Raw genomic sequence first — 23335 nt, forward strand, 5'->3', positions numbered from 1 at the left:
GAGCGCCGGTTCGACCATCGTGCCGCCCGGCCCGGACGGGTGAGAAGCCGAAGCCCGTTCTGTGGATAACCCGACGTCATCCCTGGTCAACGGCAAGGGGGCGAAGCGTTACGTCCTCTGCTCAGAACTGCGCGGGGCGTCGATCGGCGGACGCCTCGAACAGCTCCAGCAGATCGGTGTGGCCGAACATCTTGGCCGTCTCTATGGCGGACGGGCTGCCCGCCCCCGGGGCCGCGCCCGCTTCGAGCAGCGCTCGGACGACCTCCGGCTCCTTCTTGAACACCGCTCCGGCCAGAGGCAACTGCCCCCGGTCGTTGGCTCGCTCGGTGTCGGCGCCGCGTTCCACCAGCGCTCGGACCGTGTCCGCGTGTCCGTGGTACGCGGCGAGCATCAGCAACGTGTCGCCCTTCTCGTTGCTGAGATTCACCGGCACTCCCGCATCGACGTACGGAAGCAGTTCGTCGGTCCGGCCCGAACGGGCCATCTCGAACAGGCGGCTGGCGAACTCCTGGAGTTCGGGATCGGCGGCGTCGCTCATGCCCCGCAGCCTATGGCCGTCCGAATGCCCGTCGAGTCCCCAGTCCGCCAGGGCCATGCGGCTACCGATGCTGTCCTCCCCGTAGACCAGATGTTTTTCCAGGGCCACCAGGGAGCCGCTGTCCGGAAAGGTGCGGAACCGCACATCGTCCGCCAGCGCGCGCATGATCTGCAGGCCGCGGCCTGATTCGGCGGTCAGCGACGCCGGTTCTCCCGCCTTCGCGGCGGTCTTCGCGTCCACGCCCTGGCCGGAGTCGATGACCCGGATGACGCAGCGCGCGTCCAGAATGGTCGCCCGCACGGTGAAGTCGTCTCCCGCGCGCGCGTGGCGGATCACGTTCGTACACGCCTCGGTGAGCATCAGCTCGATGTCGCCTCGGATCGGCTCGTCCACTCCGAGGACGGCGAGTGACGAGTCGAGCAGCCGTCGTACCGCGGGTACGCTCGTGCTGTCCCTGGGCAGTCGCAGGTCGAGATTGATCTCCACGTCCCTCCACGCCTCCCGAGCGTGCGCGCCGGCCGTATCGGTCGTCAAAGTCGTGCCCTATGCACGAGTTGCAAACCTGTCGCGGCGTGAGGTCGCCCATGGACCTTCCCACGTCTCCCGAGGAATCCGTGGGGCGGACTTGCACGGCGAACGGGCTCGGAAACGCTTCGAAAAGAGCCTTAAGAGGAACGAGAGGCAGGCGCTCCGGGACGCGCACCCGTGGGCCAAGCACCGCGCTGCACTAGGCGCAGCACCAATGCGGCGATGTTCCAAGCGTCGTCCGCACCGCTGTGATGGCGTCCCTCTAGGGGAAGGCCTGCGTGTTCCAGCGCGCCCGCCATTCCGAGCTTGCGCCGCAGTCCGTGTGCCTCCGCCCAGAGAGCTTTCGCGTTCACGTGGCGGCGGCCGAAGGGATAGCGCACGCCTACAGCGGCCGTCTGGCGCTCGAACTGCTTGCGGTCGTAGTCGCCCCAGCTCGCCCACGCGCGCATATGAGCGAGATGCTCCCGCTCCAGCAGCGCGCACGCCTCGGGGAACGAGACGCCCGTGTCCACCTCCTCCTGCGTGAGACCGGTCAGTTCCGTGCAGAACTCACTGACGCGCGACCTCTCCGGCCGGACGAGGACGCGGTGTTTCTCCACGCGTTCGCGCGTGCGCAGGTCCACCACGCAGAGGCCGATCTCGATGATCTCGCTGACCTGATCCTTCGGCCGCGGCCCCTTCCAGCAGGTCGCCTCGACGTCGACCACGTTCAGAAAGCGTCCGAAATCCTCCATGCAGCGCACCGTAACGACGCGCGAACGACGATCGCGAACGAATATCCGCCGTTCAGCCCACGGCTCAGACCGACCCAGCGCCGGCTGGCGACCGGCTCACGACCGCCTCGGCCTGGGCTCACGACCGCCTCGGCCTGGGCTCACGACCGGCTCGGCCTGGGCTCACGACCGGCTCGGCCCCGGCTCACCTCCGGCTCAGCCTTGGCCCTGCACGGGCGCGTAGGAGTCCACGTACTGCTGTCCGGAGAGCTTCTGGATCGCCTGCATGACCTGGTCGGTCGCGTATCGGACGGCCTCCCGGTCCCGTTCGGCGCCGCTGAACTCCAGCGGCGCGCCGAACCGGATCTCCACGCGTCCGGGCTTCGGAATGGCCTGGCCGCGCGGCTGCACCCGATCGGTGCCGATGATCCCGATCGGAACCACCGGCGCGCCCGTCCGGAGCGCGAGCCGCCCGACGCCGGTGCGGCCCCGGTACAGGCGTCCGTCGGGGGAGCGGGTGCCTTCAGGGTGGATCGCGAACGCGCCCCCTCGCCGCAGGACTTCCGCGGAGGCGTCCATGGCGGCCACCACCGCGCGCCCGCCCGAGCGGTCCACGGAGATCGCGCCGACGCCTCGGAAGAACGCCGCCTGCACCCTGCCCAGCGTCCCCGGGCGCGTGAAGTACTCCTGTTTGCCGAGGAAGAACACCTGGCGCGGGACGACCAGCGGCACCACGAACGAGTCGCACACCGCCAGATGGTTCGCCGCGAGGATCACCGGTCCCGAGCGGGGAACGTGCTCCACCCCCGAGACCGTGGGCCGGAACGCCACCCGCAGCGCGGGTCCGAGGAGGACGTACTTCGTGAGCGGATAGATCAGGCGTTCGGGGTCCATGCCCGAAACGCTAGGTTCTGCCCGCGAATGCCTGCCCTGCCGCCTCAGTACAAGCCGGACGCCGAGATCCTTGTAGGGTTCCGCACTTGCGCGGGCGCTCCCGTCCCAAACCTGCCGGTCGTACGACACGCGACAGCCGGTACGCATGCCTCCGCGATGCGTACCGGCTGGTAGCCATGTCCGTCCGCGCCGAGCGACGCTCCTGAGGGCTCAGGTGCCCGCGCTCGCGGCGGTGGCGCGTTGCTGACGGACGGCTTTCCGCAGGCCAGGGGCGGCGGGGCCGCTCCGCGCCGTCAGTTCGGCGATTCGGTCGCGCTTCCGGCGGGATTCGGACCGCGGGACGACCGTCCGGACCTCGCCTGCCGCCGCCAGCGCGACCGCCGCCGCGTCCAGGCTGTTCACGTGCGCGACCGGACGCCCCCGCAGAGCCGCCGACGCGCCGCCGGCCAGCTCCTTCACCACGCGCGGGTCGCGGACCTCGATCGTTGTGGCCGGGAAGAACAGCAGCACGCGGCGCGGACGCAGCCTGATCCAGCCGCCCCGCTCCAGTTCGTCCCGGACCGTCCGGACCATGGCGCGCGCGTCCTTGCGCACCCAGTGCTGCCACGCGCGCGGGCGCGAGGCCCTGATCTGCGCGACGACGCCGTAAGGGTCCGGACCGTCCGTCCCGACGACGGGCTTGCCGCGCTCCTCGCCGAGCCGTCCGTCCAGGAAGAGCTCGGTGAGCGCGGCGGCGCGCAGGACGTAACCGAGGCGCTCGCCGCGCAGCGCCAGCCGCTGCTTGCGCGTGTCGTAGGCCAGCAGGAACATCCGCTGGGGCAGTGTGTCCGGAATCTCGACCATGTGACTCGCCTCTACTCTCCGGCCGGATCCTCGTCGGATCCCTCGGCCGTCCCGGCGGTTCCGTCGCCGCCGTCCTCGCCGTCCTTGGCCGGACGTCCCGGCCGTCGCATCCGTCCCGCGTCCTTGGGCATCCGGCCCGCGTCCGCCAGCGCGCGCCGGAGCAGGAACTCGATCTGGGCGTTGGTGCTGCGCAACTCGTCCCCGGCCCACCGCGTCAGCGCGTCGTGCACGGCGGGATCGAGCCGCAGCAGGATCTTCTTGCGCTCGGTGGCCACGGGCTACTGGTAGAGCGAGCCGGTGTTCACGATCGGCTGGGCGTCGCGATCGGCGCAGAGCACGACCAGCAGGTTGCTGACCATCGCGGCCTTGCGCTCCTCGTCCAGCTCCACCACCTGTTCCTCGTCGAGCTTCGTCAGCGCCTGCTGGACCATGCCGACCGCGCCGTCCACGATCTTCTGCCGGGCCGCGACGACCGCGCCCGCCTGCTGGCGGCGCAGCATCGCCTGGGCGATCTCCGGCGCGTACGCGAGACGGGTGATCCGGGACTCGACGATCCGCACCCCTGCGGACGCCACGCGCAGCGCGATCTCCTCCGACAGCTGCGCGGTGATCTCGTCGGCGTTCTCGCGCAGGGACGTGCGGTCGGCCGCGTCGTAGGGGAAGCTCCCGGCGATGTGCCGGACGGCCGCCTCCGTCTGGAACGCCACGAACTCCACGAAGTCGTCCACTTCGAACACGGCGCGCGCGGTGTCCTCGACCTGCCAGACGACGACCGCCGAGATGTCGATCGGGTTGCCGTCCAGGTCGTTGACCTTCGCGTGGCCGGTCTCGTGGTTGCGGATCCGCGTGGAGACCCGGCGCCGCGCGGTGATCGGGTTGACCCACCGCAGGCCGTCCGTCCGGACGGTGCCGCTGTAGCGGCCGAGGAGCTGGAGCACCCGCGCCTCGCCCGGAGCGACCGCGGTCAGTCCGGCGGCGACGGCCAGCCCCGCGAGGAGGACCAGCACTCCGACCACGGCCGAGACCACCGATCCCGCGCCGTGGGACGCCACGCCGCCGACGAACGCCGCGATGCCCGCCAGGACGAGCAGCAGGGCCAGCCCCGCCATCGGCCACCCGTTCATGTCCCGCGCGGGCCGCTCGGCGACCTTCGGCCGGGGCATCTCGACCTGTGCAGTTTCCATCCGTGCCTCCTTGGCTATGGCACCAATCTAGCAAAGTGATATCACTTTTTCTAGGGCGGGCGCGCCGACGGCCCGCCGGAGCGGGCCGCACGGTCGGATCGGACCAGGTCAGCGGGCGTTCTCGAGCTCCGGTTCGGATGCGCCGTCCTCCTCGATGACCTTCGGGACGGACCGGAGCGTCACCAGCGCGGCCACCGCGACCAGCGCCGCGAACCCGGCGCTGCACACGAGGGCGGCGTGCATGCCGTCCACGTAGGCGTCCCGCGCGAGGCCCGCGACCTGCGCGCCGAGCCGCGCGGGGAGACCGGCCGCGGCCTGGAGCGCGGCGGGCAGCGAGTCCCGGACGGCGTGCCCGGCCGGCCCGGTGATCCCGTCCGGAACCGTGATCCGGTCCCGGTAGACCGCCGTCAGGACGCTGCCCAGAATCGCCATCCCGAGTGCCCCGCCCAGCTCGGTCGCCGTCTCGGAGATCGCGGACGCGGCGCCCGACCGGTCCTTCGGCACCGACGCGAGGACGGTGTCGCCGGTGACCGTCAGCGCCATCCCCATCCCGATCCCGGACATCGCCATCGGCAGCACCAGCGTCCAGTAGGCCGTGTGGGCGTCCACCAGCGTGAACCCGGCGAAGGCCGCGGCGGCGACCGCGAGCCCGAGCGCGACCGTCCGGGCCCGGCCGATCGCGTTGATCAGCGGCGGGGCCAGCGCCGCGCCGCCGACCATCGCGGCGACCGCGCCGGGCAGGCCGGCGAGCCCGGACCGCAGCGGCGACCAGCCGAACACCATCTGGAAGAGGATCGAGAAGATCAGCGACTGCGCGACCAGGGCGAACATCGCGAACAGGTTCGTCACGACCGCCCCGGTGAACGCCGCGCGGCGGAACAGCCGCATGTCGATCAGCGGGTGCGCGACCGTCAGCTGCCGCCGGACGAACCAGACCAGAGCGACGAGTCCGACACCCGCCGCGACGCCGATCCGGGCGTGCGCCACCCCGTGCGCGGCCGTCTCCTTGATCGCGTAGACGATGCCGAGGACCCCGGCGACCGACAGCGGCACGCTCGGCACGTCCAGCCGTCCCGGGTTCGGGTTCCGCGACTCCGGCAGCACCAGCAGGCCCGCGACCAGCGCCAGCACCATCACCGGCACGTTGATCAGGAACACCGAGCCCCACCAGAAGTCGTCCAGCAGCGCGCCGCCGAGCACCGGCCCGAGGCCGACCGCCAGGCCGCCGACGCCCATGAACAGGCCGACCGCCATCGTGCGCTCCTTGGGTTCCACGAACACCCGGCGCACCAGCGACAGCCCGGACGGCATCAGCGTCGCCCCGGCCGCGCCCAGCACCGCCCGCGCCGCGATCAGCCACTCCGCGGACGGCGCGTACGCGGTCGCCGCCGACGCGACGGCGAACAGCGCGACACCGCTCATGAGCAGCCGCTTGTGCCCGATCCGGTCCCCGATCACGCCCATCGTGATCAGCAGGCCGGCCAGGACGAACCCGTACGCGTCGGCGATCCAGAGGATCTGCGTCGCCGACGGCCGCAGGTCCGCCGACAGCTTCGGCACCGCCTGGTTCAGCGCCGTCAGGTCGATGTTCGGAACGATCGCCACCAGCGCGCAGACCGCGAAGGTGCCCCACTTACGAGCGGTTGTGATTTCCATGGCCCGGACTCTCGGCCAGGGCGCTCACCACCCACGCACCAACCACGCACCGCCTCCGGTGCACGGCTGGTGCGGGCGGGCTCGTGCGCGCAGTGCGGGTCGGCTCGTGCACGCGGTGGAGTTGGCTTGTGTACGCGGTCCGCGGTCCGCGGGTGCGCGGTGCGCGTCGGCTCGTGCAGGGACGGTGCGCGTCAGCCCGTGCGGACGCGGCCCGTGCGGACGCGGTGCGGGCGGGCTCGTGCGCGCACGGTGCGGACGTGCTCGTGTATGCGGGGCGGGTGGGCTCGTGCGGGCGCGGGGGCGGGCCGGCTCGTTCTGGCACGCCTCAGTTGTTGAGGGCGGTGGCCTTGGCGTCTTCGGGGGAGAGGGACGCTCCTCGCTCGTAGAGCTTCTCGAACGCGACATCCCCGATCGCTTCGCGGACGCCGTTCTCGATTCGCGTCAAGTCCGGGTCACCCGCAGGCTTCACCCCAGCGAGTGCCGTAGAGGTCCCGAGAAGCAGCGCCGCGCGCTCGGCATCCCCTTCAGCGAAGGCGACGCCCGCCAGGCCGAGTGCCGCTTCCGCCCGATGCATGAAGATGGGGTGTTCGAACGCCAAGGACAAGGCTTCCCGGTGCAGTTCCCGTGCGCGCACGAGGTCACCTTCGGCTTCGGCGATCCAGCCGAGCCCGACCATCGCCGCCGCTCGCGTCGCCACCGCGAGGAAGCGTTCGGACGTGAATCCGTGCAGGGCCGTCTCGCACAGCCGTTTCGCTTCCGCCAGGTCTCCGCTGAGACGCGCGATCTGGCCGAGACCGTGGTACGCGGCCGCGGTCTTGTCCGGCGTGCCCGCGCGTAGGCTCAGCTCACGCGCGCTTTCCAGATCCGCGCGCGCCGCCGCGAGGTCGCCGTTGTGGAGGTGCACTCCGCCGCGCCGAGAGAGCAGGTCGGCGGTGTCCTCCAGCGCGCCCAGCTCCCGGGTGAGGGTAAGCGCCTCGTTCAGAAGCTCCAGCGCGCGATCGCGGTCGCCGAGCCGGTCGGCGATGTACGCCTGAGGGTCGAGGGAGTTCGCGACGCCCCAGCGGTCACCGAGCGCTCGGAAACCCTCGACGGCGGCGGCGCAGGAGGCTTCCGCCTCCCGCAGCTTCCCGCGGAACTGCAACATGTACCCGTCGCTCATCTTGACCAGCGCCTGCGTCCACGGATCGTCCCCGATCCAGGCCGCGTAGTCGGGCATCTCATCCGGTTTCGGACCCGCCGTCAGCGCCCACACGACCATCATCGACGGCCGCCGCAGCCGATGGTCGATGCCGCTGACCAGGGCGTTCGCCCGTTCGAGCCAGGCCGCCGCGCGCGGCCCGGACGCCCCCGCCGTCACGGCGTTGGTCACGCACAGGACGTACTCCTCGTCCAGGTCGGACGGCACGTCCGGGCCGATCCGGTCGAGCAGTTCGCCGACCAGCGGCGCGGCGTCCACCCGTCCGCGCAGCCACCAGTACCAGGACAGCGCCGCGACCAGCAGCATCGCGTTCCGCCGGTCGTCGGCCACCGCGTAGCGCAGCGCCGCGTGCAGGTTGACGTGCTCGTCGGTCAGCCGCGCCAGCCATTCCAGCTGCCGGTGCCCGCGCAGCTCGCGGTCGGCGTGTTCGGCCAGGTCGAGGAAGTACCGGACGTGCGCGGCCCGGAGCTCGGACGTCTCCCCGGCCTCGTCCAGCCGCTCGGCGCAGAACGCCCGGATCGTCTGGAGCATCTGGAAGCGCACGCCGTCCGACGTCCGGACGAGCGACTTTTCGGCGAGCCCTTCGAGCAGTTCCTCAGCGTCCGGAACAGCGCAGACCGCCTCCGCCGTCTCGCGCGTCCAGCCGCCCGCGAACACCGACAACCGCCTGGCCAGGGCGCGTTCGTCCTCGTCGAGCAGGTCCCAGCTCCAGTCGACGACCGCGCGCAGCGTCTGGTGCCGGGGCGCGGCGGCCCGGTTTCCGCGGGAAAGCAGCCGGAACCGGTCGTCCAGCCGTGCCGCGACCTCCGCGACGGGCAGCGACCGCAACCGTGCCGCCGCCAGCTCGATCGCCAGCGGAAGACCGTCGAGCGCCGCGCAGATCCGCCGGACGTCGGCCGCGTTCTCCTCGTCCACCGCGAACCCGGGACGTACCGCCGCCGCGCGCTCCGCGAACAGCTTGACCGCCGCGAAGTCCGCCGCCTCGTGCGCGCCCGCGTCGTCCGGAGGCAGAGGGAGCGGCGGGATGGGGCACAACGTCTCGCCGGTCACTCCGAGCGCCTCGCGGCTGGTCGTCAGCACGCGCAGTTCCGGGCAGGACGTCAGCAGCCGATGCGCGAGCCGCGCGACCTCTTCCACGACCTGCTCGCAGTTGTCCAGCACGAGCAGGATCCGTCGTTTCGCAAGGCCCGCGATAAGCCGATCCACCGGATCCGCGACCTGCTCGTCCCGCCGTAGCCCGAGCGCTCCGATCACGGCCGGAGCCACTTCCGCCGCGCTGCTCGCCGCTGCGAGTTCGACGAAGCAGACCTCACCGGCCCGCCTGGTCGCGGCCTCCACCGCCAAGCGCGTCTTGCCCGCGCCACCGGGACCGAGCAGCGTCACGAGCCGCCCGTGCGCCAGCATCTCGTCGATGCGCCGCAACTCGTCGTCCCGGCCGACGAAACTCGTCAGCTGCGAGGGAATCGTCCGGACGTCCGTACCGAGCTCTTCCTTCAGCGCCAGAGCCGCGTCCACCGGCTCCGCCTTCGGCGCGGGCTTCTCCAGGTCGCCACGCAGGATCGCCACATGCAGATCCGCCAGCTCGCTGGACGGATCGGCTCCGAGCTCGTCAGCGAGGACCTGCCGCGCGTTCTCGTAGACCTCCAGCGCCTCCGCCTGCCGCCCGGTGCCGTACAGCGCGCGCATGAGGAGCCCCTGCGCGCGCTCGCGCAGCGGATGCGTCTCCACAAGCTGCCGAAGCCGTTCCACGGCAGCGCCTGGCATCCCAGCCGAAATCTGGGCCTCGGCCAGATCCTCTACGACCGCGACCCGTGCCTCTTCCAGCCGCGCCGCCTGCCCCTCGGCGAAGGGAGCCACCCGGACGTCCGCCAGCGCCGGCCCGCGCCACAGCCCGACCGCCTCCTCCAGCACCTCGACCGCCCAAGCGGCCTCTCCGCCGTCGAGCGCCCGCCGACCGTCCCGAGCCAGCTCCGCGAACCGCAACGCGTCCACGTGCTTCTCAGGGACGCACAGACGGTAACCAGCCGGATGCCCTTCGATGAGCGACGCGTCCCCCAGCCCGCGCCGCAGCCTCGAGACCTGCGACTGCAAGGCGTTGCTGGCCCCGGCAGGCGCGTCCTCCCCGTAAAGCCCGTCGATCAGGTGCTCGGACGTGACCACCCGCCCGGCCGCAAGCGCCAGCATGGCCAGCAGCGCACGCACGCGAGGCCCGCCTACGGCCACGCTCTCCCCGTCGACCCACGCCTCGACCGGCCCCAGCACACCGAACTCCATGCCCCAATCCTCTCGTATCGGACGCGGGCTACGGTGAGGCAACGACGCACGGAAGGCCAGCCATGAGTGAAACGCCCCTCCAGACCGTCACCGACTTCCTGTCCGCCCTGGAAGACCTGGACATCGACCGGGCCCTCACCTACTGCGCGGACGACATCGTCTACCAGAACGTCCCGCTGCCCCCGGCCCGAGGCCGCAAAGCGTTCGAACGCCAGATGCGCACCATGGCCCGCTACGGAACCGGCTTCGAGGCCCGCCTCCACAACATCGCCGCCAACGGCGACACCGTTCTCACCGAACGCACCGACGTCCTGAAGGCGGGACCCTGGGAAGCCGCGTTCTGGGTCTGCGGCACGTTCGAACTCCGCGACGGCCGCATCGCCCTCTGGCGCGATTACTTCGACTGGCCGACCGTCCTGGCGGCCTCAGCCAAGGGCGCCTATACGGCTCTCCTGTCGCGCCTGTCCACCAAGCGCTGACCTCTCGGGCGTGCGGGGGAGCGCCAGATAGGACAATCCGAGCCCGCCTAGGCTCAACACCGTCCCCGCTATCCCGGTCCAGCGCGTCCCGGCCCCCGAAACCACCGCACCGCCCACGACCGCACCAAGCGCGATCCCGATGTTGAACGCCGCGACGTTCACCGAAACGGCCAGCGTCGGAGCATCACCTGCATGACGCAACAACAGGCTCTGCAACGTGGGAGTCAACGACGACGCCAGCAGCCCGAACACCAGAACGGCCACGACCGCCCCCACTTTCCACGGCAGCATCAAGGACACCAGCGTCAGCGCAACCGCCAGCCCGCCGAACGTCCCCCGCACAGCCGCGCTCAACGACCGGTCGGCGACCCGTCCCGCGACGAGCCCACCCACGAGGCTCCCAAGCCCGTACAGGACGAGCAGCCCGGACACCGTCGCGGTTCCGAACCCCGCGACGTCCCGCAGCGAGGGCGCGAGATAGGTGAACACGGTCGCCACCGCGGCCATCCCCACCGCAGTCGTTCCGACGACCAGCAGCACCGGCCGCGACACCACGGCCCGCACTTCGTCCCGGATCCGCGTCTCGACCCGATCCCCACGCGGCAGCAGCACCCCCAGCGCCACGGCCATCACCAGCGAGAGCCCGGCCACCAGCGCGAACGGCACGCGCCAGCCGGCCTCCTGACCGACCAGCACCCCGATCGGAACTCCCAGCAGCGTCGCCACCGAGAACCCGGCCGCGACGGCCGCGATGGCCGCCCCGGTCCGCTCCGGCCGCACCACCCGCGTCGCCATGAGCAGGGCCAACGTCAGAAACGCCGCATGACTCAACGAGGCCACCACCCGCCCCGCGATCAGCACCCCGAAGTCCGGCGCGACGGCGCACACACCGTTCCCGGCCGCGAACAACACCAGCAGTCCGACGCCCAGCACCCGCCGGGGCACCCGTACCGTGGCCGCCGTCACCAACGGCCCGCCGAGCACCACCCCGACCGCGTACGCCGTCACCGCCTGCCCGGCCGTCGCCACCGAGATCCCGAGGTCACCGGCCACCTGGGGCAGGAGCCCGGCGACCAGATACTCCGAAGTCCCCACCACGAACACGCTCACGCCCAACGCCGCGAGCACCCATCCGTTCCGTCTCATGCGCCGCACGCTAAACTCTCACATCGATGTAAGAGTCAAGGGTCATCGTGCGCATCGGCGAGCCGTCCCGCCGCACCAACGTCTCCGAGAGCCTCCTCCGCCACTCATAGAGGCCCTGGAATCCTCCTGCTCCCCTTGGCGCCGTCATGAATGCCGCCGCCCACGCCTAATCGTCCGCCTGAAGATCTCCCACCAGGAGCTCCAGAACCGTCTCCTCATGCACCGTGACGCCCAAGGCCAGCATCGCGGGCGTCAGTTCCGCGTCCCACGACGCCTCAACCGGCTCACCCGCGAGCGGCGGCAACGGAGTCCCGCGTTTCCGTGCGATCGCGACATGGGCCTCGTAATCGGCGGCTCCCATCCGCCATGGCCGCGCGCCGTATCTGGAAATGACCCGGTTGGCGATGGCGAGCCCCGGCCAGTCGAAGTCCCCCCGGTAGTACAGGAGCGCTCCGGCACCGGTCAGGGCATCGAGCAGTGCGAGGCCGGTACTGGACGGATTGCCGGAGAGACACACCACGGGCCGACCCGCCCCGCGATCAGCCGCGGCCTCCACCACGCGGGGGTTTTCACACACGTACACCTCGGTCTCCGGGGGCAGCTTCCAGGACATGCGGTGCAGGTCGCGCAGCGTGAGGTGAGTTTCAGCCCCCGCAGCCGAGCGCTCCCGCAGCCACCGCGCGTCCAGGTCGTCGTCGAGCGGCGTCAGCCCAAAAGTCAGGACGGTTCCGGACACCCGGTCGGTCGCTACCCCGGCCTTCTCCCACAGCTCCCGGCGGGACGGCGCGTCAGGCGGGAACGGCACGTCATGAACCCTGGCCAGCCCGCGCAGGACGAGCCGCGACAGCAGCGTGTCGTCGTCCAGACCGTGGGCGGTACCCGTTACCCGCGCGGCAAGCTCTCCTCGCCCCACCCGCAGTAAACGTGGGGACGAGTCGGAGGCCGGAACGGCGTCGGGTCCGAGCCGCGCGGGGACGTCCAGCTCGGCGAGGAGGTTGACCGCTTGCACCAGCAGCGTTTCGGCCTGCTCGGGCCGAACCCGGGCGAGTGCGCCCCCGCGCCGGATCTCCTCCAGCCAAGCGTTCGCCCACCCTGTGCCATCGAAGCCGTGCGCGCGCAGCGCCTCGTCAGCGGCGGCCCACAGCCGAGCCGACGCGGAACGTCGCTCCTCACTGCGCGCCCGACGGTCCGTCAACTCACCGCGCAGTTCCGCGACGACGTCCACCAAACCGGCTTCGGCGGCCCCCGAATGGAGCCGATCATCCAAATGGGCCAGCTCGAATGAGATCACCGAGCCTGTGCAGGGCCGCCCCAACAGCAGTGAAAGGGCTTCGCGCTCGGCGGCCGTGACCTCCTCCAGACGCAACCGTCCCCGCGCACGTAGACCGTTGCGTTCCAGCCGGTCGCGCAGGCGATCCCACAGTCGCGCGAGTTCGGGACGGTCGAGCCAGGCGCGGGTCTCGGACCTCACACGCTCACCAGCCGCTTGCGGCTGCCAGTCCAGGTGTAATGGACGGTCGCCACGCCGCGTACGCGCGGGTCGCGGAGGCACTCGTAGATCTCTAGGCTCGGCACCGTGGGGAAGCAGCCCCACAGCCGTTCGCTGGTGATGACGAAATCCAGGTCGAGGTCCACGAGCAGTCCAAGCAACCGGCCATGTGTGGGCTCATCCACTTTGGCGAACGCGTCGTCCAGCAGGATCAGGCGGGGCGCGTGCGGAGCCGAGCCCGCCAGTGAGGAGAAGTGCGCGGCAGCCGTCGCGAAGAGCACCAGGTACGACACCACCCGCTGCTCGCCCTGACTCAGCGCGGTCCGATGGCTCAGCACCCGTTCCCGGTCCGGCCGCGCCGCGTCGGTCACCTTCACCCTGAACGCGAACCACGTGCGATAGTCCAGCGCTGTGCGCAGATGCGTCGCGTATCCGGCGGACGGGTCGGCCAGCCGAGCGTCCTCAATGCGACGGCGCAACGCTTCACGCAGCCGTGTCGACTGGTCGCGGGTGCGCAGGGCGGCCGGGCTGCGCAGCAACTCGACGGCCGACCGCACGTCGGCGTCGGCGTCCTGCGGCAGCTCCCAGACCAGCCTGGCCCCGATTCCGTGCGAGGAGCGGACGTCGTCCAGTATCCGGTTCATGGCGTCGACCAGCTGGTGAGCCGCGAGCACCTGCTGTGACAGGTGGTCGCCGAGCTCGCCTAGCAGGTAACGCTCGAACACCTCCTGTTCGCGCAACGACAACCGCGACCGAGCCTGCTCGGCCGCTGTGCGGATCCGCCCGCCGACCGCGGCGACGTCGTGCGCGCCGCTGTCGTCGTGCAGCCAGAACCGCTTGATGCCGTCGATCTCCTCGATCCCGGCGTCGTAGCCCCCGGCCAGACCGTCGCGGAGCTCGTCCGAACGTTTGAGGATCGCCGAACCGCCGATGTCGGCCGACGCCGAGCCGAGCCGTCCCGCGATGTCGTCGGCGAGGGCGCGCAGAGCTGTGATGCGAGTCCGGGCCGGAGCGTCGTGGACGGAGTCGTAGGCCTCCAGCGCGGCGCTCACGTCACCCAGTTCGGCGGCCAATGGCAGTCCGGGCATCCCCAGCGGTCCACGGAGTCTGTCGCTGCCCTCCACCGCGCGTTTTTCCTGCTCCTCCAGGGCGGTGGCCTTCTCCTCGCTCCTGGCTTCGGCTTGGACACGGGTGTCACGTGCCTGCTCGTATTGGTCCCGGCGCTGCGAAAGCACGGCGACTGCGCTGTCGCGACGATTCCGCGCCTCGCGCTCGCGGTCGATGAGGTCCTGCTCGGACGCCCCGACCGACTGCTCCAGTTGTTCCAGTTCACGCTGCGCGGACAGCATCGCGGACCGGGCGGAAGCGTACTTGCCCTCGGAGGCGCGCCTCTTCTGGCGCGCTCCTTGCCATGCCGCAAGCCTGCCGGTGTGCGCACTGAGGCGATGCCCCAAGTTCCCGGCGTTCTGCACCAGGACATCGAGCGTCGAATGAAGCCGAGTCAGTTCGCCGTCGAACAGGTTCAGCTTCTCCGGATCGACGGGCAAGCCGTCGGCTGTGGCGCTCGCCTCGGCTCGGGTCCGTAGCCGGACCGCTTTCGCCCGTGCTTGCTCTGCGTCCTTACGAGCCCGGGACAGCTCGGCGCTGAGCCGGGAGGTCTCCGCTACAGCGGATTCGTACGCCGTCCACGCGGACGTGAGCGGGCCGGAGCGCGGAGCCTCCCGCAGGGCCCGGCGAAGCTCCTCACGCCGCCGTTCGATGGTCTTGCGCCGTTCCCGGACGGCTTTCAAGGCGTCGCCGAGCGCGTCGATCGCCGCGGCCAGCTCGGCCAGCCTGCGTCGCCGGGTCTGCGCTCGCACGCCGGCACCGACGAACTCGGCCTCCTCCTTGCCGTAGGCGCCACGGGCCACGCCCAGCCGCCAACGTCCGTCCGTGGAAATCCACGACTGCGCCTCTGGGGTCTCCTCGAGCCCGATCGACGCCAGGACGCGACCCACCGTCCGTTCACTCACCCCATGTCCCGGAACAGGACGCAGGACCTCGGCAAGCGACCTCGCGGGAACGGGTGAAGGATTTGGAATCAGCAGCACATCGCGCTCGTTCGCCGCCAGAACCGTTCCGTCCGCGCTGACCCACGCGTCCAGCAGACCGGACGCCTCCAACGCCGCTTCCAGCCCGGCCCGTTCCGTGTCGTCCATATCGGGGGAGAAGTCCAACAGCCGATACAGCGGAGCTCCGGTGCCCGGAATGCGAGCCGCAGTAGAAAACCGGCTGCGATCGGGTTCCGGTTCGGGATTGCGCTCAAGACGCTCATACTCGGCGCGTTTACTCCCCAACTCCGACGACAGCTCGCGTTCCTCGTTGAGCGCGTCGTCGCGTTCCGCCTCCCAGACCCTCGACCAGGGTTCGGCGATCTCCTCGGCAGCGTGTGCCACCGCCTCCGGGACGTCCCGCCCCAGGGCCAGCTCGGCGGGCGGTCCTTCCACTCCACCGGTTGCCACCAGCGAGGTGAGTCTGTCGCCAACAGCCTGACCCGAGGGATCGTGGTCGGGGAACCGGGCGGCCCACGCGCAGACTTCAGCGGCGTACTTCTCCGATGCGGCGACCAGTTCGGTACCGCGGTCCCGCTCACGCCCGCCTGAGTCGTCCAGCTGTTTCTCCGCCGTCTCGGTGGCCTGCCCGAGAGCGCGCGCCGTTTCCTCGGCTGCGGCCACCTTGGCCAACTGCTCACGCAACGCCTTCGCGGCCCGCCGCCGCGCCTTCACCACCCGACCCGCCTCGCCGAGCCGTTCACCCCAGGCCGTGAGTTCCGCACCGATCCGCTCGCCCAGAACCGCAACCGATGGCCGCTTCACCACGCGCTCGTCACCGTCGGGATCGGTGAGCGTCTCCTCAGACGCGGCAGCGATCTGCTCAGCGCGAGCGGACGGAGCGTCACCCAGCAGCGCGTCGTCAACGCCGCAAGAACGGCTCAGGCTCCGCGCATTCACGAGCGAAGTGCGCAGGTCGCCCAGTTCCCTCCCGAGCTGCTCGACCTCGCCCGACAGGTGGGCGGCGGCAGCACTCTCGGCAGTGCGCGCGAAGTCGGCCGCAGTCCACGTCGCCTGCGCGGTCTCGCGCTTCGCCTTGACCGTCTCCCGCCTGTCCCGCAATTCCTGAAGGGCACCGTAGGCGGCGCTGTCCCGAAGGGCATTCAGATCCGCGTCGGCCTCCGCCCACTCGTCCTGGACGGCTTCGACCGCTGCCTTCTTCTGATCCTCTTCCGCCCGAGCCGAGACCAGATCACGCACAGCGTCCCCGGCCCGCTTCCGGCACGCCCTCAGCTCGTCCAGATCGGTCGTCACCTGTCCGACGCGCTCCCGCAACACCCCGCGCAGGTATCCCTTGTAGGACGTGAGGAACGTGGTGAGCGCCGCGTCGGTCCGTTCCAGCCGGGCCAACTCAGCGCGGACGGTGTCCAGGTCGTCGAGATTGCGGGCGACATTGTCCAGGACGTCGTCGTCCAGGGGAGGAAGCGCATCCCCGAGCACCTTCACCAGGCCACCGGATTCGATCCGGTCCCCGATCGTCGGCCGTCGCAGGCCGTAGAGCAGATGCACGAGATTGCGATACCGGGACTGGTCGGAAATCCCGAACAGCTCGCGAGCGACCCGTGCGCGGTAGTCGGCGGCACGTTCGAAGCAGCAGTCGGAACCGACCAGTTCGCGGAGCTCGGCAAGGGACGGCCGGTGCTCTGGGGCATGCAGCGGAAGCTCACCGTCGCCGTTACCGACCGGACGTGGCGTGACGAAGAACATGGGCCGGGCGTCCCCGGTCGAGATGGATGCGCGTATTCCCACGCCCAACGTCAGCCGTTCGCTACGGCCGTCCTCGGTGTCCCGGACGAACTCCACCCACAGGTAACCCAACCGGTTGGTGCCGCCGGACCAGCCGTCGAGCATCAGCCACTTCAGCGTCGTCTTGCCGCCGCCGGTGGCGTCCAGGCGCCGCTGGTCGCCATCCAGGAGGAAGGGCAGCAGCATTTCCAAGGCCTTGGACTTGCCCGCCCCGTTCTTCCCTCGGAGCAGCAGCCGTCCGCCGCCGAAGCGAAAAACCTCGTCGTACTGCCACACCTGATGGATTCCGGCTCGGGTGAGCCGGAACCGGTGCGGGTCGCGGCCTAGCGGAGTCGGACCGACCTCGCTTGTACGGGTCATCGGTAGCGCACCTCGGGAACGTAGCGTCCGGCGGCCGGGAGCAGTCGCCATCCGTCCTCGGTCTGTTCGAGGAGACACATTCGGACGAGCAGGCCGAGCACGGCTTCCCGCAAGGCCTCGGGGGCCGCCGTGAACCGTGTGGCCCACGCCTTCCGATGCCGTTGGACGAGCTCGCCCAACAGCACGTCGATCTCTCGCGTCGTCCTCACCTCCGGAGGCGGACCGTCCTCGGCGTCGAGGGCGAGCTGTTCGCGCTCCGGCCTGCGACGGCCCTCCGCGAGCCGTTCCACCAGCAGCAACGCCGCCCACGGCACCGTGCCCGTCCCGGGGAACTCCAGGTCGCTCAGCTCGTCTTCCGGATCGACCAACGCGACCCCTTCGGCCCGGATCTCGGCGTCCAGGCCGAGGAACTCCTCGAAGATTCGTTGCTCGCGGCGCTGGTTGCGGCGCAACCAGTCCCGCTCGTCCTCGGTCAGGTCCGCCACGTAGACCACCGGCGTCTCCACCAGCCTGCGCCGTACCGCGTGCCGAGGACCGGCCTGCTCGGGGACGGCCGCGAGCGCGATGAGCTCGGCCGCCGACGACACTCGCCCGATCGGCCCGCTGACCAGCCGTCGCGCGATCTCCCGGTCCACCGTCAGCAACGCCTCGGCCTCGGCGTCGCCGACGTAGCTCTCCACCGCCCCGTCGACCTCCGAGAGCACCTGCCAGGCCGTCAACTGGCGGAGTGCGGCCACCAGCGCCCGCCGCTCGATGGCCCGGTTCGGTTCGCCGAGCTCGAGCGCCACCTCGGCCGCCGCCGCCCGCACCCGCGCGACGATCTCGGACAGCAACAACTGCTCCGGGGATGTCACCAGCACCGCCAGCGTGAGCGCGAGATAGGCGTAGGTGCGTGGCGTGAACGGCGCGTCCGAGGCGCGGCGGAGCTCACGCCCGGCCTTGTCGCCCAGACCGGCCTTGTGCAGCCGGGCGAACCCGGACTCCACGGCCAGCCGATAGCCGAGAATCTGCCCGAACTGCCTGGCGAGATCCTCGGCGTGCCTTCTGATCAGCGGAAACTCGTCCGGATGTGACTCGGCCGTCACCAGGGGACAGCGCAGCAGCAGCCTGGCCGCCGCACGTCGTTCGGCGGCCAGCTCAGCCGTGAGATCGCTCATCCGGTCTCCTCCTGCCGGTCGTCCGGTGCTGCGAGACCAGTGACCTCCACTTGCAGCCCGTCCAGAACGAGTTCGCCGTCCGCGCTCCGCAATTGCACTTCACGCCCTGGATTCCGGACGAGCCGTAGCCGAAGCCCGAGGTCGTCGTCCTCAACCACCGTGTCGGTGAACCGCGGCGGGGCACCGCCGAGCGCCCTGGCCAGCAGGTCGAGCAGCAGCCGCAGCGCCGACTCCGACAATCGGACCCCGGACGGATCGGGCCCGGCGGCGCGCAGCTCGGCAGCCGCCGCCCGTTGTCTCGCGGCCTGTTCCTCGGCCTCGCGACGCAACCGATCACGCTGGACCGAGTAGTCCTCGGGAGCGGCCGTCCTGCCACGTGCCGTCCGGTCGCCACGCTCGCGCAACGTCACCGGCACCGCGATCGGAGCGGCGTCCCACCAGCTCGTCGTCGCGGGCACATCGCCGTCCGGGGCGTCTGCGACCCCGAGATGACGGGCGCTGTAGAGCCCGAACGCGGCGACGAACAGATCGTGCGCCGTCTGATCGTCGGCCTGGTCGAACCACCGCGCCAGCCGCAGCAGGTCCCAGTGCCGGGACATCCCGCCGGTGGACGACCGGATCATACGCTTGGCATTGGCCAAAAGTGCTTGCAGCGCCCGCAACGTCGCGTCCCGGAGCTGGTCCACCTGACTGCCCTCGCCGGAGAGGTCGAAGAACCAGGCCTGGAGCCCGTCCCAGTCGGAGAGTTCCCGGCCCCGACTGCGCTGCACTTGGACTCCACCCGCCTCCGCCAGCCCCGCCAGGCCATGGTCGGCCTCGTCGAGCCGCGACAGCAGCGCGGGCAACCGCGGCCGTAGCCAGGTCAGGCTTTCCTGGATCTGCGGCGCGAAATGGGCGACATCATCGGTAATGGTCTCGGCGTAATCGAGCAGCAGCTCCTTGAACCCGGTGAACTCCCCGCTGTCCAAGTCGTACCGGAAGATCACCTGCCCCAGGTAGGCGTAGAAGTCTCGCACCGACTCGGCGAACGACTCGAACTGCGCGAACACTGTGGAGACCCGCTCCAGGCCCTCACGCGGAGCGACGCCACCGGGCGCCGCGCTCGCCTCCACCAGCTCGGCCAGTCCGCGCGCGACCAGCGCCAGCAGCTCCCGGCTCACCTCGCGCGCAGCGTCCGCGCTGGCCAGGATTTCGTCCGCCTGCCGCTGGACGCGCTCGCCCAGCGCCGAAATCTGGTATCGAGACCGCACCCGTTGGTATTCGCGGATGCTGGTCGCGCGCACCGGCCGCGAACTGCGGATGAGGTTCCCCCAGTCGGCGAGCTGCTCCAGCCGAACCGCCACGGTATCCGCAGAGATCCCCGCACCGAGCCGTTCGGCCACATCATGCGCCGACAGATCGGCCAGCAGCGTGCCGGCGAAGACGCGCATGATCGCCAGGTGGGTCTCCCGCTCCGGCACCGTCAGGTACGTATAAGCGATCAACCGCTCCAGATCCGGCGAACGCACCCTGTCCACGGTTGTTCACCGTACGCCGCTACATGGACGAAATCCCCGGATCCCGTCGATTGACGGCGAGTATTTCCCGGCCGGGCCCCAAGTAGGTTTCGTCGAAACCGGATAGTGCCGACCTTCCGCTCGCCCGGGTTCGCTAACCGGTCCTCGACCGGCTCGGAGCCGGCCGTGTGCGACGGTCTGAACACAACTCGTCGGTGTCATGCCGAACACCGCCTTGCGGGTTACCTGCTCGTGGCCAACAGCCGTGGGATCGGCGAGCCGTCCTCGCCGATCCCGCGTTCGCCGAAGTCTGTGCCAGGCGACCGCCGGGACGGGACGATCGGATCTCCCTGCCAGCCGGTGCCGTCCTTCCAAATGACCGAGACACCGAACACCTCGCGCAGCACCTCCGCGGACCAGGGCTGCTCCGGCGGTTGGGGGAGGACGACCGCCCGGTGGTCAGCCGGCTCGCCGGTCACACGCTCGACCTCCATCAGGCGCAGTACGGCTTCGCGCATCGCGCGATACCGGTGACCGTTCTCGCCCAGGACCTCGTACAGCACCCGTCCCGCCGGTGAATCGCAGACCAGGTCGGCGATGGAGGAGGCGGGATCAGGGGACATCCTCGAGGCGTGCAACTCGGCGACGAGCGAGTAGCGGACACTCTCGTGCACGTGACATTCCCGCTCGACCGCCACCGTCTTCTCAAGCACGGCCGCGAAGTCCGCCATCGGCGTGGGCATCGGCGCCTCTTCCTTTCCTACGGAGGGAGCAAGTTCACGTGGCAACGGCCGCGCATGGACCACAGTCAACGATTGGGTGCACCGGGTCAGTGCGACATACAGCAACCCGAGGCCACCCGGACGCCGATCGGCGACGTCGGCGGGTTCGACCACGATCACATGGTCGAACTCCAAGCCCTTGCACTCCTCGGCGCGAAGTACGCGCACACCTTCGTCCATCCCGTCGCGCGCGGCATCGACCAGCCCGTCGGGGACGACGACGGCGACCGACCGCTGCTCGTCGGTGAGTGCGCGTGCCCGTTCGTTCGCACGGGCGATCAGGTCTTCTGAAGTCGTCTCGACGAACGTCACCGCGTCCTCACCCGCCGGACGAATCGACGTGGGAAACACCACATCGGGTGCGACCGCGGTGGCGAGCGGCGCGACGAGTTCCATCACCTCGCGTGGCACCCGATATCCGACGGAGAGCTGTTCGAGGTGCCATTCGCGCGAACCGGTGAGCACCTTCGCGAGATCATCCCAAGTGTCCCACCGGTGCAGTCCGGACGCCTGAGCGAGATCGCCGAGCACGGTCATCGAGCCGGACGGGCAGCGCCGGGCCAAGGCGCGGGCCTGCATGGGAGTGAGATCCTGCGCCTCGTCCACCACCAGGTGCCGGTACCGCACCGGTACGTCACCGGTGAGCAGAAACCTCAGCTCGTCCAGGCAGATCCGGTCCTCCAGCGACCAGGGCTCGTCGGACATCCTGGCGCGCCGCTCCCGCAGGATCGCTCGCTGGTCCTCGTCATCCAGAATCCCCTCGGCAGCCCTGTTCAGGACGTCCGCGTCCGTCAGTAGGGCACGCAGGACCTGCTCGGCGCTGAGTTGAGGTCGCACGCTGTTGACGACCTTCTGAACCTGCGGATGCCGCTCCAACTGCTTGCGCAGGCCGGGGTCCAGAGGGCCGGGACGCACCGCGCGGTATGCCTCGACCAGCAGATCCACCAGGCGGTTGCCGAAGGCGGGCCGCTGCGCCCGGTAGGGGCCGCTCTCCCAGGTCAGCAGACTTTCCAGTTCGGCCTGCGGCACCGCCAGGAAGACACCCTGGTAAACGAGCCGGAACTCGCCATCGCTGAGGAGACGAGTCAGCGCCCTGCGACCGCCGAAGTCCGCCACGCCGCCCCGCAGCACTTCGGCCATCCGGGCGGACGACTTGACGAGCCGTGCGGCCAGGGGATCATGTGCGTCCGCCTTCCCCCACAGCCTGTCGCGCTCCGCGAGGGCCACACCGCGCGTTCCGAGTCGGGGGAGGACGTCGCGCACATGCTGGAGAAACCCTTTGTGCGGCCCGACGACCAGGACGTCTCCGGTAGCGAAGACGTTGTTGAACACCAGGTAGTAGACCCGGTGGAGTCCCACGGCTGTCTTCCCGGTGCCCGGCCCGCCCTGGACGACCAGTGCGCCGGTTCGCTCGTCGGACACCAACAGGTACTGGGCGCGCTGGATGGTCTCCACGATGTCGCGCATCGCGCCGTCACGAGCGCGCCCGAGGTCGTCGAGCAGGTAGTCGCGCAGCCGCTCGATCTCCTCCTCGGGGGATTCGCTCCGCTGCGCCGGAACAGGCTCGACCCTCTCGGCAGCGCCGTCCTCCGGGGTAACCCGCTTGCGCGCGACCGACAACTGGTCGAAGTAGTCCCGGACCATGCGCCCGTGACACCTGAGCTGGCGCCGGAGCAGGAGATCCCCCGGATCAGCGGGGGTCGCGACCATCCACTGCCTGACGAGCCGGGACGCCCAGTTCGCCACCACCAGATCACGATTCGGTCCGAAGACCGACTGGCGACCGATGAGCAGCGAGCGTTCGGTGCCGTCCTCGACGAACTCGACCCGCCCGGTGACCAGGGCCGCGTCGCCGAGGTCGCCGGTCGCGGCCAGCTCCGGCGGCACGTCGGGGATGATGGAGGTGCCCGCCTTGGCGTCGGTCGCCGTGGACGGCGCGGCGACCTGGGCACGGCGATCCCGTTCCGCGCGTGCCCGGCACTCGTAGGCGTGGTCGACCGCGCGCTGCTCGGCGGCGATCACGGCTGCCCGGTCGGTCAAACCCGGCTCCCTTCCCTCAAGGTGCGCTGTGGGCTGTAGTGGAGACGCTCGATGATCAAGTTGGGATGACGCGCGGCGGTCAGCGGTTCCCGAGGGGAACGGTGACGCCTCGGGAGAACAACGAGTCGTGCAGGCGCAGTTCGTGGAGCCGGACGCCCTTCGGAACGTCGTAGACGAGGATGCCGCTGACGGTGTTGCCTGGGTTGATCTGCTCGAAAAGGGACCTGGCCCGCTCGCCGAGGTAGGCGGCGGCCTCGTCGTCAACCTCGAACCTGCGGCCCTCGGTGTCCACCAGGGTCTGGTTGCTGCCGAAGAACGTCTGCCCTCGGCTGCCGATGTTGGCCACCTGCAGGTGGACGAATACGAACTGGCCCTGTGCGGACTTGCCGAGGTACTCATCTCCGACACGGTCGATGCCCTTCTTCACCTTGGTGACGGTGAAGGCGAACTTGCCGTCGCGGTACTCGTGCCCGATCCCGTTGGTGAGGGTGGGGGAGGGCTTGGGCTTCTCGGAGTTCTCGACGCGTGTCGCGGTGGCCGTCGGCTTCCTTTCGGCTGTGGGCTTCTGGTGCCCCTTGCCGGCGCTGCCGATGATGGCTCCGCAGGCGCCCAGCAGGACGAACAGGCCCAGCGCGCCTCCGGCGGCGATCAGGCAGCCCTTGCCACATCCGTTCTTCTTCTGCCGTTGCTCAGGGGTGGGGTACATGGCTTCTCCGTGAATG

The 23335-nt window shown here is 70.4% G+C and carries 16 protein-coding genes; 1 reads left to right on the forward strand and 15 read right to left on the reverse strand.

The annotated features are described in order from the left end of the window. Positions 1-121: 121 nt before the first annotated feature. The 8 genes from ACFPCY_RS21265 to ACFPCY_RS21300 form a co-directional block, all read right to left on the reverse strand. On the reverse strand, positions 122-1024 hold the full coding sequence (locus ACFPCY_RS21265; protein ID WP_378257726.1) for an ATP-binding protein: 903 nt from the start codon (positions 1022-1024) through the stop codon (positions 122-124). A 179-nt stretch (positions 1025-1203) separates the two neighbouring features. After that, entirely contained in the window at positions 1204-1800 is a 597-nt protein-coding gene (locus ACFPCY_RS21270) for a 3'-5' exonuclease (protein WP_378257728.1), read from the reverse strand. A gap of 195 nt (positions 1801-1995) precedes the next feature. After that, positions 1996-2673: a lysophospholipid acyltransferase family protein gene (locus ACFPCY_RS21275; RefSeq protein ID WP_378257730.1), complete on the reverse strand. Its 678-nt coding sequence runs from the start codon at positions 2671-2673 to the stop codon at positions 1996-1998. A 210-nt stretch (positions 2674-2883) separates the two neighbouring features. Further along, positions 2884-3516 carry a GOLPH3/VPS74 family protein gene (locus ACFPCY_RS21280; protein ID WP_378257732.1) on the reverse strand — a complete coding sequence of 211 codons (633 nt, stop codon included), beginning with the start codon at positions 3514-3516 and terminating at the stop codon, positions 2884-2886. A gap of 11 nt (positions 3517-3527) precedes the next feature. After that, on the reverse strand, positions 3528-3791 hold the full coding sequence (locus ACFPCY_RS21285) for a type II toxin-antitoxin system antitoxin (protein WP_378257734.1): 264 nt from the start codon (positions 3789-3791) through the stop codon (positions 3528-3530). A gap of 3 nt (positions 3792-3794) precedes the next feature. After that, the gene (locus ACFPCY_RS21290) at positions 3795-4700 is read right to left on the reverse strand and encodes an SPFH domain-containing protein (RefSeq protein WP_378257736.1); all 906 of its coding nucleotides are present in this window, start codon (positions 4698-4700) and stop codon (positions 3795-3797) included. Between the two features lie 108 nt (positions 4701-4808). Next, on the reverse strand, positions 4809-6356 hold the full coding sequence (locus ACFPCY_RS21295) for an MFS transporter (RefSeq protein WP_378257739.1): 1548 nt from the start codon (positions 6354-6356) through the stop codon (positions 4809-4811). 325 nt (positions 6357-6681) lie between these two features. After that, positions 6682-9828, reverse strand: coding sequence for an AfsR/SARP family transcriptional regulator (locus tag ACFPCY_RS21300; protein ID WP_378257741.1), 3147 nt, complete (start codon positions 9826-9828; stop codon positions 6682-6684). A gap of 62 nt (positions 9829-9890) precedes the next feature. On the opposite strand from ACFPCY_RS21300, the gene ACFPCY_RS21305 reads away from it, so the two are divergent. Beyond that, positions 9891-10307 carry a limonene-1,2-epoxide hydrolase family protein gene (locus tag ACFPCY_RS21305; protein WP_378257743.1) on the forward strand — a complete coding sequence of 139 codons (417 nt, stop codon included), beginning with the start codon at positions 9891-9893 and terminating at the stop codon, positions 10305-10307. On the opposite strand, the gene ACFPCY_RS21310 is transcribed toward ACFPCY_RS21305, so the two are convergent. From ACFPCY_RS21310 to ACFPCY_RS21340, 7 genes are all read right to left on the reverse strand, one after another. Beyond that, complete coding sequence (locus ACFPCY_RS21310) at positions 10254-11453, reverse strand: MFS transporter (protein ID WP_378257745.1); 1200 nt, start codon at positions 11451-11453, stop codon at positions 10254-10256. The genes ACFPCY_RS21305 and ACFPCY_RS21310 overlap by 54 nt on opposite strands. 166 nt (positions 11454-11619) lie before the next feature. After that, on the reverse strand, positions 11620-12924 hold the full coding sequence (locus tag ACFPCY_RS21315) for a TIGR02679 family protein (RefSeq protein WP_378257747.1): 1305 nt from the start codon (positions 12922-12924) through the stop codon (positions 11620-11622). Beyond that, complete coding sequence (locus ACFPCY_RS21320) at positions 12921-17138, reverse strand: TIGR02680 family protein (RefSeq protein ID WP_465251229.1); 4218 nt, start codon at positions 17136-17138, stop codon at positions 12921-12923. Before ACFPCY_RS21320 ends, ACFPCY_RS21315 begins: the two co-directional genes overlap by 4 nt. Next, entirely contained in the window at positions 17135-18295 is a 1161-nt protein-coding gene (locus ACFPCY_RS21325; RefSeq protein ID WP_378257751.1) for a TIGR02678 family protein, read from the reverse strand. Before ACFPCY_RS21325 ends, ACFPCY_RS21320 begins: the two co-directional genes overlap by 4 nt. Then, positions 18292-19812 carry a TIGR02677 family protein gene (locus ACFPCY_RS21330; protein WP_378257753.1) on the reverse strand — a complete coding sequence of 507 codons (1521 nt, stop codon included), beginning with the start codon at positions 19810-19812 and terminating at the stop codon, positions 18292-18294. Before ACFPCY_RS21330 ends, ACFPCY_RS21325 begins: the two co-directional genes overlap by 4 nt. A gap of 221 nt (positions 19813-20033) precedes the next feature. Continuing rightward, complete coding sequence (locus ACFPCY_RS21335) at positions 20034-22613, reverse strand: HelD family protein (RefSeq protein ID WP_378257755.1); 2580 nt, start codon at positions 22611-22613, stop codon at positions 20034-20036. A gap of 79 nt (positions 22614-22692) precedes the next feature. Next, the gene (locus tag ACFPCY_RS21340; protein WP_378257757.1) at positions 22693-23319 is read right to left on the reverse strand and encodes a DUF4352 domain-containing protein; all 627 of its coding nucleotides are present in this window, start codon (positions 23317-23319) and stop codon (positions 22693-22695) included. Positions 23320-23335: the final 16 nt, after the last annotated feature.

The sequence above is a fragment of the Actinomadura gamaensis genome, assembly GCF_042652125.1.
Lineage (GTDB): Bacteria > Actinomycetota > Actinomycetes > Streptosporangiales > Streptosporangiaceae > Spirillospora > Spirillospora gamaensis.